Annotated in this window: 14 protein-coding genes; 11 read left to right on the top strand and 3 right to left on the bottom strand. The window is 26.4% G+C overall.

Going from position 1 to position 13,019, the window contains the following annotated elements; all coding sequences use genetic code 11:
* Positions 1-155: 155 nt before the first annotated feature.
* The 4 genes from scpB to Q0H31_RS11315 all read left to right on the top strand — a co-directional run bounded on the left by scpB (position 156) and on the right by Q0H31_RS11315 (position 3,025).
* Positions 156-791 (top strand): SMC-Scp complex subunit ScpB, encoded by a 636-nt coding sequence (scpB, locus tag Q0H31_RS11300; RefSeq protein ID WP_295298252.1) that lies wholly within the window; start codon positions 156-158, stop codon positions 789-791.
* A gap of 566 nt (positions 792-1,357) precedes the next feature.
* Positions 1,358-1,687, top strand: coding sequence for a PadR family transcriptional regulator (locus tag Q0H31_RS11305; RefSeq protein ID WP_295298254.1), 330 nt, complete (start codon positions 1,358-1,360; stop codon positions 1,685-1,687).
* Between the two features lie 26 nt (positions 1,688-1,713).
* On the top strand, positions 1,714-2,364 hold the full coding sequence (locus tag Q0H31_RS11310; protein WP_295298256.1) for a permease prefix domain 1-containing protein: 651 nt from the start codon (positions 1,714-1,716) through the stop codon (positions 2,362-2,364).
* A 4-nt stretch (positions 2,365-2,368) separates the two neighbouring features.
* Positions 2,369-3,025, top strand: a complete 657-nt coding sequence (locus Q0H31_RS11315; RefSeq protein WP_295298258.1) for a permease prefix domain 1-containing protein — start codon at positions 2,369-2,371, stop codon at positions 3,023-3,025.
* Positions 3,026-3,378: 353 nt separating this feature from the next.
* On the opposite strand, the gene Q0H31_RS11320 is transcribed toward Q0H31_RS11315, so the two are convergent.
* Complete coding sequence (locus Q0H31_RS11320) at positions 3,379-4,395, bottom strand: PTS transporter subunit IIC (RefSeq protein WP_295298260.1); 1,017 nt, start codon at positions 4,393-4,395, stop codon at positions 3,379-3,381.
* A gap of 512 nt (positions 4,396-4,907) precedes the next feature.
* Between Q0H31_RS11320 and Q0H31_RS11325 the strand changes: the two genes are divergently transcribed.
* The 7 genes from Q0H31_RS11325 to Q0H31_RS11355 all read left to right on the top strand — a co-directional run bounded on the left by Q0H31_RS11325 (position 4,908) and on the right by Q0H31_RS11355 (position 11,678).
* A complete protein-coding gene (locus tag Q0H31_RS11325) occupies positions 4,908-5,912 on the top strand; it encodes a hypothetical protein (protein WP_295298262.1) in 1,005 nt (334 codons plus the stop codon).
* Between the two features lie 9 nt (positions 5,913-5,921).
* Entirely contained in the window at positions 5,922-6,644 is a 723-nt protein-coding gene (locus Q0H31_RS11330; RefSeq protein WP_367117136.1) for a hypothetical protein, read from the top strand.
* 345 nt (positions 6,645-6,989) lie between these two features.
* Complete coding sequence (locus Q0H31_RS11335) at positions 6,990-7,766, top strand: hypothetical protein (protein WP_295298266.1); 777 nt, start codon at positions 6,990-6,992, stop codon at positions 7,764-7,766.
* A 2-nt stretch (positions 7,767-7,768) separates the two neighbouring features.
* Entirely contained in the window at positions 7,769-8,437 is a 669-nt protein-coding gene (locus Q0H31_RS11340; protein WP_295298268.1) for an ABC transporter ATP-binding protein, read from the top strand.
* Between the two features lie 259 nt (positions 8,438-8,696).
* Complete coding sequence (locus Q0H31_RS11345) at positions 8,697-9,914, top strand: FtsX-like permease family protein (protein WP_295298269.1); 1,218 nt, start codon at positions 8,697-8,699, stop codon at positions 9,912-9,914.
* Positions 9,907-10,590, top strand: coding sequence for a hypothetical protein (locus Q0H31_RS11350; RefSeq protein WP_295298270.1), 684 nt, complete (start codon positions 9,907-9,909; stop codon positions 10,588-10,590). Before Q0H31_RS11345 ends, Q0H31_RS11350 begins: the two co-directional genes overlap by 8 nt.
* A gap of 8 nt (positions 10,591-10,598) precedes the next feature.
* Positions 10,599-11,678, top strand: coding sequence for a hypothetical protein (locus Q0H31_RS11355; protein WP_295298271.1), 1,080 nt, complete (start codon positions 10,599-10,601; stop codon positions 11,676-11,678).
* Positions 11,679-11,788: 110 nt separating this feature from the next.
* Here the strand turns inward: Q0H31_RS11355 and Q0H31_RS11360 are convergent, their stop codons facing one another.
* Together Q0H31_RS11360 and Q0H31_RS11365 are read right to left on the bottom strand one after the other, a co-directional pair.
* Positions 11,789-11,920 (bottom strand): hypothetical protein, encoded by a 132-nt coding sequence (locus tag Q0H31_RS11360; RefSeq protein WP_295298273.1) that lies wholly within the window; start codon positions 11,918-11,920, stop codon positions 11,789-11,791.
* 42 nt (positions 11,921-11,962) lie between these two features.
* On the bottom strand, positions 11,963-12,529 hold the full coding sequence (locus Q0H31_RS11365; protein WP_295298275.1) for a hypothetical protein: 567 nt from the start codon (positions 12,527-12,529) through the stop codon (positions 11,963-11,965).
* Positions 12,530-13,019: the final 490 nt, after the last annotated feature.

The raw sequence follows: 13,019 nt of genomic DNA on the forward strand, positions 1-13,019 counted from the left end.
TAGTTAATTAAATTATAAGGAATACCTGCTTTTTTTAAACTAAAAAACGTGCAATATGTATGGCTCCTAAACATCTACTAAAATTTTTTTAGATTGAAAAAAAGAATTTATATGTTATAATAAAGAAAACTAAAAATGAAAAAGGATTTTCTTAAATGAGTTTAGAAGAATTATCTAATCAAGAGACTATTGAAGCTAATAATAATAGTGAAGTAAAGGCAGAGAGCAATTTTACAATAGATGAAAATGTATTAGAGAATCAGGAGGAGCTTGAGAGGGTATTAGAAGCTGTTATATATGTAGAGGGTACAGTTGCTATATCTCGATTAAGAAATCTTTTTAAGTGTGAAAATAGTGATATAAGAAATTATATAGAAAATATTAATAATAGATATAGAAGTGTAGGAAGTGCCATAGAGATATTAGAGATAGGTGATAGTGTGATGATGACTATAATACCTTCTACATTTGGTACTTTATCTGCAATATATGACAAGAAGCGTAAGAAGAAAATATCAAAAGCTATGCTTCAAACACTTTCTATTATAGCTTATAAACAGCCTCTAACAAAAGCAGAGATTGATGATATAAGACAAAGCGATAGTTCTTATCATCTTAGAATGCTTATGGAAGATGGTTTTATAGCTTGGAAGGGCAGAAAAGATTATCTTGATAAAAGACAAACTTACGGAACAACAGATAAATTTTTAATGCATTTTGGTATAAATAGTTTAGATGATTTACCAAAATTAAGAGAATTAAAAGATTTAGAGTTCAACAGAAACGACTAAAAACAATCTATATTTTTGTATGCGTTTCGCGAAGAACTGCATTTTTTAGTATAAAATACAATATTATTCTATATTTAATATATATTCCTAAAATATTAGCTATAGTATGTGAGTTTTTTGCAACTTTTTGACGAAATCCGCACCGTGAGAGCGACAAAAAAGTTGATAAAAAAATAATTATTTTAAATACACTAAAAATTTTAAGTCTGCAAAAATTCAGTTTTTATGTTTTTATTGCTTTTGGGGACTAGCCCACACACCCCCACTTCTTTTGCCGATAGGCACCTACTCGGTACGACAGAAGGAAGTGCCTGCGACTGAAAGAAGTACCTTTAGGTATGGTATTGATATAAAAGAAGTAAAAGAACAGCATATTCATATACTAAAATTACTGCTTATACAATATGTAAAATATTATTCTATACTAAAATTATATTGAGAAATGATACAGGTAATTTTATAAAGTAGTTTTGAAACAAGTATAAATTATTTTTTAGTTGTTGACAAAATTCTATATTTATCTTACTTTAAAAAATAAATTATAATTAGTTTAGGAATAAAAATTAATGTATATAGAAAGTGATATCATACGAGGTCATATAGATGCTGTTGTTTTGCATTTTTTGAAAGATAATGATTCATATGGTTATGAGCTTTCTAAATTAATTACTGATAAAACTAATGGAGAATATGAGATTAACGGTCAGACTTTATACAGTGCTATAAGAAGACTTGAAGGCAAAAAGCTAATAGAAAGTTATTGGGGAGATGAAAGTCAGGGAGGAAGAAGAAAATATTATAAAATTACTGAAGAAGGCAGAAAGTTTTTAGAGGAAGAGAGAGAAATATGGCTGTTTACTAAAAAGATAATAGATGAACTTCTTGATATTGAATAGATGTTTTTATATAGGGATAAAATATTATGATAGATGATTTTTGTAATGAATTGAAAAATAAATACCATAATACTCAAAAAATTAGAGAGCAGATTGAAGAGCTTAGAAATTATTTATACATGAAAAGTGAAGAATATATAAATGAAAGCGAAGAGGAGGCTTTTAAAAAGGCACTTAAATCTTTCGGAGATGTGGATTCACTTCTTGAAGAATTATCAAAGGATGCAAAAATTATTAATAAATCTAAATTATATTTATTTGCTGGAATTATTGATATTTTTATTGTGGCTTTTTTGAGTTTATTATTATGCCTTATATCTTTAAAAAACAATAATATATCATTTTTCTCTTATATAAATAATTCATTAATTCCAAGCATATTTTTTATTATTTCTGGAATAATTAGTATTTTTTTACTTATAGTGATACAGTTTATTAATATGCGTAATATATATGAAACAGTAGAATATACTTATAATGATTATAAAATAAATTTAAAATATTCTATAATAGGTTTTTTAATTATATCTATAGCGGTATTTATATTTAATATGTTTTTTACTCCGCATTATATTTGGTTTGTATTTGTTATTATATACTTTTTATCTTGGCCTTTGACTGTATTTTTCTTTTATAGATTTTTTAAAAATTCTGATAAAAATATTAATAGGAAATAATATAATGAATATTAATGACTTTTATAAAAATATTAAAAAGAAATATCCTAATACTAAAGAAGTCATTGAACAATTAGACGAAATAAAAGATATGCTTAATTCCAAAGTTCAGCATTATGTAAAAAATGGAATGAAATATGAAGAGGCTTGCAGTAAATCTATAGATGAGCTTGGAAATATTGATGAAGTTTTTGAAGATATAAGCAAAGATGCAAAGGTTGTTCATAATTTATATATAAAAATATTAACGGCTTTAATATCATCTTTTTCTACAGCTATTTTAGCTTTTATTTTTGGTTTGATTGTAGATAATTTAAATATTTTTAATGAAACTACAAAGATTGGATATAAACTTACTATGCCTTATTTTTATTTGGTATTGTTTATTTATATAGTTATTTATTCTTTTTGGAATTTCTCTGATAATATAAAGCCCAAAATAAGAAAGTATAGTTATGATATATATAAAATTAATTTAAAAAACTCTATTATTGCTGTTGTAATTTATTCGTTAATTATGATTATAATAAATATCATTACATATCAATATAATAATTATTTATGGTTTATGTGGCCTTTTGTTGGAATATTGAATTGGACTATTTCTATAATTGCCGATTATCATCTATTTAGAAGCAAAATATTTGAATATAAAAAATAGATTTGTTTCAAAATTAATATTTTTATTTTGCATATACTAAACTTGTTTCAAAAGTACTTGACAAAATTAGTTTAAAAATTTCAACATAATTTTAAGTATAGAAAATGTTTTACATGTTGTATAATTTGTAATTATAATGTATAAAATTGCAGTCCTTCGCCGCAGGCGGGCTGTACCTGCTTCTTTGGGACACCACCGAGTAGGTGCCTATTCGGCAAAAGAAGTGTGGTTTTGCGAAGCACACAGCGTGGTGGGCAAAGCCCCAACTACAAAAATAAAAACACTAAAAATTTAAATAGTGTAAATACTTATTAATTGAGTTTTGAAACAAGTATAATAAATAATCAGTAAATTTATGCATCAAGCTTCATATCGCCTTTTTTAATAAATCCCTTTTTATACATAATCTCAGAAATGATCAAACTCAATACAGCAGGAAGTATAAAATGAAGAAGTGCTATTTTTATAAATACATCGGAAGATACCCCCATAGCCTCTATAGTTCCAACCTGCCCTACTAAACCGCTTGTACCCATACCAGCACCGCTTGCAATATTTTCCATCTTTAACACAGTTGTGCCTATAGGCCCAAGTATTGCAGATGCTAATGTGGGCGGTATCCATATTTTAGGATTTTTTACTATATTAGGCATTTGCAGCATTGAAGTTCCAAGCCCCTGAGATACTAATCCCCCTATGCCATTTTCTTTTAAACTGCATACAGCAAATCCTATCATCTGACATGAACAGCCTATAGTAGCAGCACCTGCAGCAAGTCCAGATATATTAAGCATTATCGCCAAAGCAGCAGATGATATAGGCAAAGTTAACACCATACCCATAACTACAGAAACTATTATACCCATAGGAATAGGAAGCAAATCTGTAGCATACATTATTACATTGCCTATGAATATCATCAAATAATTAACATAAGGACCTATAAGTTTAGCAATGACTACTCCTATAACTATTGTAAATAAAGGCGTTACTATAATATCAACTTTAGTTTCTTTTGATATCATTTTTCCGAATTCTGCTCCTATTACAGATGAAACGAAAGCCCCTGCTATAGAACCGAATTCATTGCCTGCCATACCTACAGCAGCAGATGAAAATAATACTAAAGGCGGCGCCTGAAGTCCGTAAGCTACAGATATTCCTATTGCAGCTCCGACAACCGACATCGCTTTAAGTCCTACTTCTGTGATTATTGGAATATGAGAATAATCCCCTATTACTTTTATAATTAACCCTATTATCAAAGAAGAAAAAAGTCCAAGCGACATTGCTCCTAATGCTTCTATAGCATATCTCTTTACAGATATTTTTATGTTTTTTCTTATAAGAAAATTTTTTATTTTTATCATAGTTAAAATCCTAATAATGTTTTCTTTATTGTTTATATGCAGTATAATTATTACTTAATATAATATAATATAATTTAATTATAATCAAATATAATATAATTATTAATTATGATTTGATATTATACTTACTTCAAAATTTGTTATATAATTTTCAACACAATTTCAGTTGTAAAATAATGCTTTATATGTTGTATAATTTGTAATATTAATATATAAAATTACAGTTATTTGTATGTGTACAGTTGCCCAATGAGTATGTGTCTTAATTATAGTACGTAAAGCGTTATCAAAAGAAATGATATAGAGCGGCGGGCAAAACCCCAGTTATAAAACAAAAATACTAAAAATTAAAATAGTGTAAATAATTTATTAATTGAGTTTTGAAACAAGTCTATTGTTTAGGTATATAGTAAAAATTTTCAAATTCGTTAATATTTTACACAAAGTATATTTGCAGACATAATACTTTTGTTGTAATATTAATATAGTTGAATATATGTGAGTTGCGTTTTATGAAAAAATTGCTATTAATATTTTTTATATTGTCAAGTTTCCTTTTTGCTCAGAATGATTTTGTAAACTCAGGTTTTCATTACAGTTATAATTATTTTGGATTTCCATTTTCTGTTGATTTAGGATATGCGTATAAAAAGAATTCACATTTTGTATATGTTCCGCGTGTGGGAATAAGTTTTGACTATGGGGCAGAATCATCATTTGGAATATTCGTCAATGCTGGAATGGAATATAGATATAGAAGATTTTTTATAGATTTAAATTACAAACAAGGAATAACTCCTCCATTTAGTACATTTAATTATAAAGATTTAGAATATTACGGACAATTAAAATTAGGATATTCTTTTGATAATGTAATGATTTATTATGGAATGAATATAGGCAAAATATTAACTTCTGAAAGAGAGGTTTATAGATTAAGTTCTATATTTAAGATTAATCAGAATATTGGTTTAAGTTCTACATTTGTTGATGACGGAGTTAATAAATTAAAGTTTAATGCTGGAGTGGGTGCGAGCATTATACCTAATGAAAAGCAGTATTCTTATAATGTTTCAGCTAGTATGCCTTATTCGTTTTTTCATTATTGGGGCGAGCTTGGAATTATGCCTTATATAGGGTATAGTGCTTATTTTGATAAAAGCGAAAAAAAATATTCTATAGGGTTTAAGTATTTATATTCTCTTATGATGATGCCTTTGAGTAATTTGGAAGCACATATAAAAAATATGGACTTTCTTACATTTGTTCATCTTGAATATAAGTTTTTTATGAGATTTCTTCCTTCTGGTTTTAATGATATATATTTGGTTGCTTTTGGAAATGTAGGGTATGGAAAATATTTTGAAAGTAGCATTGATAAAGGCAATTTATTATATGTAGTAGGAGGCGGAATAGGATATAATCTATACGGCTCAACACCTTTACAATTAACTTTCGGTGTTGATAACAATAATAGTTTGGTTATGAATTTGATAATCAGCACTATAGTATTTTAAGGAGGGTTTATAATGAGAAAGATTTTTACAGTTTTATTTTTATCTTTAGTTTTTACTATTTCATCTTTTTCGTATAACAGAGATTTTAATGAGCTTTATAACCTTTATTATATGGCTAACAGCAATAAAGCTGGTGATTTATATAAGGCTATAGAAAAAATAAAAAACGGAAATTATGGAAAAACAGAAAAGCAAACTTATGAGAATCTTATTTTACTTATGGAAATATATATGAACCCAAAAAGTAAAAGGGAATCTTATAAATTATTGAATGATAATATAAAAAAGAATACTCCGTTATTAACAGAAAAAGATGCTGATTATATGGCTTCTGTTGCTGATGTGATGAGCAGTGCTATTAATTATTCTTCATTTAATGAGGTTGTAAAACTTTCAGGTAAGGCTGGGGAGATATATGATAATGCTTTAAAAATTAATGCTAATCATTTTCCTTCGCTATTAGGTAAAGCAATACTTACAGCATACAGTCCTGAGTTTGTAGGCGGCGGAATAGATAAATCGCTTCCGATATTTAAAAAAGCAGAAAGCAATGCTAAAGAGAAGTGGGAAAAACATATAGTTTATTTATGGACTTCACAGGCTTATTTTAAGAATAATGATAAAGCCAATTATGATAAGTACATAAAAATGGCAAAAGATATATTTCCAGAAGGAGCTTTTATAAAGAATGTTATTGATATGAATGCTAAAGGAAAGGGAATGTTTAATTAATATATTTAAAAATTATTAAATATAATTTTTAGTATATGCCTAAACAATTATATTTTGTCATATAAGTTTTTTATTCAACTTTTTCCCGCCTTCGCACCCACAGGCACTTCCTTCGGTCGCTGTGCGGACTTCGTCAAAGTTGCAAAAAGTGCAAGTTTTTGAGCTTTATATGTTTTGAATATGCATGAAATATAAGATAACATCTATATTTTGGCTATACCTAAAGGTGAGTTTATAAAATGCAGTCTTTTTGGTTCTTTTGGCCACAAAAAGAACTGGGGTGCGGGGCAAAGCCCTGCAAATATTAAGATAAAAAATTGTAATTGTTATAATAAGGACACTAAAATGTTTAGAGTTACTCTTTTGATTTTTATTAATGCTTTGTGCAGTTTATACGGAGAGATTTCAAGCGAGGCTAATGCTATATTAAAAGAAATAGATAATAAAAATAATGAATACCATTCAGGCTCAAGACTTGTAAGAACAAGTGAAGCTAAGGATATTTTAAATAGAGTTAAGAACAGCAGTTTAAGCGAAGAAGAGAAAATGCATTTAAGTATAGAATGCTACACTCTTTGGGCTAATGTATCTATTGCAAGCGGAACTTTTGAAGAAGATTATAAAGCTTTAGGAGAGATATATAATAACCTTAAAAAAGATAAAGTTTTCAAAAAAGGCTCTTCTGATATTTATGCTTCTTATGCCAATTTTGCAAACTCATTTACTTCACTTGCTTTTTTTAATAATCAATATCCTTATAGTGTTATAGTTGATATGTATACTTATTCTCGTTTGGCATTATTAAAAGATAAAAATAATATAAGGGCAAAACAAGTATATGGAATGTGGCAGATAGCTACTTTAAGCTTTTATAACAATGCTGCTTTTTATTCTGTGATAACTTCATTAAACGATACGAGCAATTTACCAGATTATATGGTTTATAGGGCTTATATTTACAGGTCTATGGCATATATGAAAGTAAATGAAACAGATAAGGCTTTTAAAGAATTAGATGAAGCTTTAAAAATGTATCCTAAAGGCTTTTACGGATATTTATTAAAGAGTTCTTATGATAAAGGTAAGGACGGATTTTTGAGTGCGGAGGGTGCTGATTTTTAATTATGATAAAATGCGAAAACATATCAAAAATATATAAAACTAAAGATTATAATATAGCAGCAAATAAAAATATTAGTTTAGAAATAAAAGACGGTGAAATTGTATGGGTTGCTGGAGTTTCTGGGGCTGGTAAAAGTACACTTCTTCATATATTATCAAGCATAGATATTCCTACAGAGGGTTCTGTTTATTGGAATAATGATGAAGTTTCAAAATTAAGCGACAAAGAAAGAAGCAGTTTTAGGCTTTCAAATATAGGACTTATTTTGCAGTCGCTTGAGCTTTTGAAAACTCAGAGCGTGTTTGATAATGTAGCACTTCCTCTTAAGTTTTTAAATGAGAGTTCTTCTAATATCAATAAAAAAGTTAATGAAATATTAGAGAACTTAAAAATAGATAATTTAAAAAAGAAGAAACCGGAACAACTTTCAGGAGGTCAGAAGCAGAGAGTTGCAATAGCAAGGGCATTGGTAAGCGAAGCTCCTTATATATTCGGCGATGAGATTAGTGCGAACTTGGATACAGAAACAAGCAAATTTATTTATGAGTATATAAGAAGCACTATAAAGAAAAGAAACGGCATAGGATTTTTTATTTCGCATGATGAATTGATAGAAGATTATGCGGACAAAAAATATATTATGAGAGAGGGCATATTATTACTAAATTAATGTATATATAAATAATAGTTATTTTCCATATACATTAAATATTATGTTTTAAATTTTTTTCAACTTTTTCCAGCCGCAAAAAGTTGCAAAAAGTGCAAGTATAAAATTAGTAATTAAATCTTGCATATTCTATTTTTACTGTAAGATGAAATTATTAAATTAAAGTTATAATGTAGCCTTTTTGCTTCTTTGTGGCAACAAAAGAAGTAGGGGGTCGGGGACTAGTCCCCGAAATATAATAATTATAATGGATAAATAAATGAATATAATAAAATTAGCATTCGATAATCTTTGGTATAATAAAACCAGAACAATTCTAAATATGATACTTATTATAGTGTCTTTTATTTCACTTATGATGATAAGCGGATATAATAACTTCACTAAAGAAGGTATTATTATAAGCGTTAATACAAGCGGAGGCTCTGTTGTAATAGCTGATAAATCTTATTGGGATACAAAAAGTGAAAAAATTAATATGCTTGGGTATAATGATTTTGAATTAATTTATAAAAAACTTGACACTATAGGCGAAGTTAATGATTATCAGAAAAAACTTGATATAAGCGGACTTGTAGGTAATGAAAGTAAAAGTAAATTCTTTTCAGGTTATGCTTATGAAAAGCCTTCAAAAATAATGTCAACAGTTTCTATAAAGGAAGGAACTCCAATATTTGATGATGATATTAATACTTTTGTTTTGGGTAAAGATTTGGGAGAGTTTTTTAATCTTAATTATGATGAAGAGCCTTATTTAAATTTAATGACAGATTTTGGAGAGGGTATAAGTTTAGGTTCTTTAATGGCAGTAGGGGCAATTTCTTTAAATAATAGTGCTTCAGATGCTATTACTATTTACTCTCCTCTAAACGCTATTTATGAAATATTTGGTCTTGAGTATGGTAATGCTCATAATTTGCTCGTATATTTAAAAGATTATAAAAAGGCAACTGAAATAAAAAATAATCTTAATCAATATTTTAATGATAATAATCTTAACTATGAGGCTAAAGATTGGAAAGATTTGAATGCATTTTTACTTTCTGTAATAGAAATGAATACTAATAATTATTTAATAGCATTATTTATATTAAGCATATTAGTATTTGTTTCGGTTATGCAGATGCTTACAACAAATTTTTTAGAGCGTTTAAATGAATTTGGAACTATGCGTGCATTAGGAATAAATATAAAAAATGTAACTTTGCTTTTATTTTTAGAAATCATTATAATGGCAGTATTAAGCAGTGTTATTTCAATAATTATTTCTTACAGTGCTTCTGGAATACTTAATGCTTCAAACTTTATAATGAAATTCCCCGGTGCTACTGACGGTTATCCTTTAAGCTTATTACTAACATTTAAAGATACTGTTTTAATATTTGCATGGGTGTTATCTGTATCAATATTAGCAGGTATTTATCCAATAATAAAGGTTATTAAAATGCCTATAATAGAGGTAATAAAGTATGTATAAAAAAATAATTAAAATTTTATTTATAATAAATATTTTGTCTTTTAATTTGTATAGTCAGAATATATTTGATGATTTTGTTAAAATTTATAATAGAGATGGAAAAAATTATAAGATGTCAGGAACTTTTACTGATATAAAAGACGGCAAAAAGAAAGTTAATAATTTTGATATGATAGTAGGAAAAGACTATAAATTAATGTATTTAAAAAATAATAATACTCTTTTTCTTGCTAATAATCAGGGATATTTTGTACAGTCAAGGAATCAGATTTCGCCTTTAAAAATTTCAGGAAGCTATGTTGTTACAGGAGCAGCTAATATGAATGATTTAATGTCTATAAACTTTACTGATGATTATAAACTTGAAAACATTGTAAGCAGCGAAGAAATAAATTTAGTAAAGAAAAATAGGAATGTACCTTATGCTAAAGCAACGCTTAAAAAAATATCAGGCGGTTATAGTGTAGATTTTTTTGATAACAGCGGAAAGGCATTAAAAAGAGGCATATACAAAATAAAAGATAATTATTTTAATGATATGGAGTTTTATAATTTGATTATCAATACAAACACAAGCACAATATGCAATATATCAAAAATAGAGCCGTCAAGTTCATCAAGTTCATATTTCAGAAGCGAGAACATGAAGATGCTTTTTAGTTTGTTTAAAGATTAATAAAAATTATGAAATATACTTTGCATAATAGATTAAAAATATATTTAACTTTTTTTATATTTACTGTATCATCTATGGTATTTGCTGATATCACTCCTAAATTCGGTATAAAAAATAATTTTAGTTATATAGATTTAAAAGAAAGTGAATATATAGCAAATTCAATATTAAGCAATGATACATATTTTTATTTAGGTTTTGAATATCTTAACAATAATTTTTATTTTTCATTTAAGCCTGCAATTAGAATATATACAAAAGACAATAGAGAGCTTGTTTATGATAACGGAAATCTTATAAAGCAAAATGATAATAATGCTTTTATTTCTTTTAATTTTGATGAAATACAGTTTAATTATGTAAATGAATTTTTAGCCTTTTATATAGGAAAGAGAAAATTCCATTTCGGAGAAGGTTTTAACAGACAATATATGTTTGTGGGTGAGAGTGTGTTATATAATGATTATGAGGCTTTATATAATACAGAGCTTAATTTTTATCAAGATAATATTACCCACTCAATAGGATTTATTACAGATACTAAATCAATAGACTTATTAAAACAGCCAGAGTATTACACTTCTTGGTATTATTTAAAATATTCTTCTGCTCATTTGGGGTTAATGGGAATAACAAAATATACATATGACTTGCAAAAGAAAAATAATTTAATGCTTGGTTTTGAGGCTTCATATATATTTGATATAGGTTTTAAGCTTTATGGAAATGTTACTTATAATATTTTAAGCAGCGACAGTTTAGGAAAAAGTCTTAATGATATAAAAAGTTTGTTAGGTATTAATTATACTTTTATTTATAATTATGATTTTATACTTAGTCCGTATGTAGAATATTTTTATGAGGATAGTCATTCATTTTATTCTATAGGGCTTTATTTATCTTTTCTTAATAATTTATTTAATATAATAACCTATTTTTCTCATTCGCCTAATTATAAAATAGATTTAAACACTAAGTTTCTCATTAACTATAATAATTTTAGTTTTACTTTTAATTATTATACACCATTAAAAAATGATGAAATTTTAGAGCATGTGTTTGAGATTAGCTTAGAATATAATTATTGATAAAATTATTAAAAATATATAAAACTATTTTAAGTATATTCTATTATTTTTTGTATCATAAAAAGGCAATTATTTTTAAATAATTTGCCCTTTTATTTATTACTTACTATTTATAAAGCTTTAATTTTTTTACTTGTAATAGTTATGATGTTTTGTTCTTTATACTTTGTAATTAAGCTTTTAATATCTTCTTTAGCCTCAATAGTGATAACATCTTCTCTCTCTTGAACTTGTGCTTCCATAATTTTATTCCTCCATGAATATTTTTTATATTTTTATATTAATTAAAAATCTCCCTCTCTCCATACTTTAAAGTCTGGATAGTCTAATTTTTTGGATTTATCTTCATACCATTTGCAAACAGCAGCTGACATGTTTATTACATAAAAGTTAAAATCTGTTTTCCAGCCGTCATTTTTAAATTGTGCAAATGATGGTATAAATTTATTATTAATTGATTCATAAATACTTTTTTGCATTTCTTCTGTTGGTATATTATTGTCTTTTATTGCTATTCTTAATATTAAAAGTATAGACATAGATGATAGAGTTGATGTTACTGTACTGTATTTAGTAAATATTTCTTCTTTAGAGAAGTTTTGATTTATAGTGTCAGTCCACATTTTTATAATATTTCCTAAAGCTTCTAATTGCTCGGGGGTAGCATTTTTATCGGTTACTATGCTTGCATAATATTCTGCTAATTGATTGAATGTAATAGTAGAATTTTCATCAGATATTGATAATTCTTCTATATTTTCTAATTGCATTGATTTTATCATACTATCATAATTGTTTGCATATATAGAGCATACTGCAAATATAAATATTAAAACTATATATTTTCTCATAATTAAAATTCCCAAAAATAGTTTTAATTATTATCGGAATAGTTTTATATTACATTCGTTTTTTATTTTTTAGTATATACTTAAAATTTCTAAGTTTGTAAAAATTTAGTTTTTATTATTTTTTAGATATTCACATCAATCCTTCTTATTTTATTGGTAGAAAAGAAGCAAAACAACTGAATTTTTAGCTAAAATTTAGGTTTTATCTTATATATTTGACACATAAAATATTAGCTATAATATGTTGTTTTAGCAAGCATAGCCGTATGGAAAACTTTTTGACAAAGTTATCAAACTACTGAAGAAAGTATATGTGTGTGTGAAAGCTGTAAAAAGATGATAACACATTTATAAAAAATAAAAATTGATAAAATATAGCTATTTTGAATTTTTTAAAAATCATTTTTTATTTTTAAAATGTTTAGGAGCCATACATATTGCACGTTTTTTAGTTTAAAAAAAGCAGGTATTCCTTATAATTTAATTAACT

This window comes from uncultured Brachyspira sp. (assembly GCF_934747485.1).
In the GTDB taxonomy this organism is placed as follows: domain Bacteria; phylum Spirochaetota; class Brachyspiria; order Brachyspirales; family Brachyspiraceae; genus Brachyspira.

Coding starts and splice junctions, on each gene's coding strand:
- scpB (WP_295298252.1), top strand. CDS start 156: ATGAGTTTAGAAGAATTATCTAATCAAGAGACTATTGAAGCTAATAAT.
- Q0H31_RS11305 (WP_295298254.1), top strand. CDS start 1,358: ATGTATATAGAAAGTGATATCATACGAGGTCATATAGATGCTGTTGTT.
- Q0H31_RS11310 (WP_295298256.1), top strand. CDS start 1,714: ATGATAGATGATTTTTGTAATGAATTGAAAAATAAATACCATAATACT.
- Q0H31_RS11315 (WP_295298258.1), top strand. CDS start 2,369: ATGAATATTAATGACTTTTATAAAAATATTAAAAAGAAATATCCTAAT.
- Q0H31_RS11320 (WP_295298260.1), bottom strand. CDS start 4,395: ATGATAAAAATAAAAAATTTTCTTATAAGAAAAAACATAAAAATATCT.
- Q0H31_RS11325 (WP_295298262.1), top strand. CDS start 4,908: ATGAAAAAATTGCTATTAATATTTTTTATATTGTCAAGTTTCCTTTTT.
- Q0H31_RS11335 (WP_295298266.1), top strand. CDS start 6,990: ATGTTTAGAGTTACTCTTTTGATTTTTATTAATGCTTTGTGCAGTTTA.
- Q0H31_RS11340 (WP_295298268.1), top strand. CDS start 7,769: ATGATAAAATGCGAAAACATATCAAAAATATATAAAACTAAAGATTAT.
- Q0H31_RS11345 (WP_295298269.1), top strand. CDS start 8,697: ATGAATATAATAAAATTAGCATTCGATAATCTTTGGTATAATAAAACC.
- Q0H31_RS11350 (WP_295298270.1), top strand. CDS start 9,907: ATGTATAAAAAAATAATTAAAATTTTATTTATAATAAATATTTTGTCT.
- Q0H31_RS11355 (WP_295298271.1), top strand. CDS start 10,599: ATGAAATATACTTTGCATAATAGATTAAAAATATATTTAACTTTTTTT.
- Q0H31_RS11360 (WP_295298273.1), bottom strand. CDS start 11,920: ATGGAAGCACAAGTTCAAGAGAGAGAAGATGTTATCACTATTGAGGCT.
- Q0H31_RS11365 (WP_295298275.1), bottom strand. CDS start 12,529: ATGAGAAAATATATAGTTTTAATATTTATATTTGCAGTATGCTCTATA.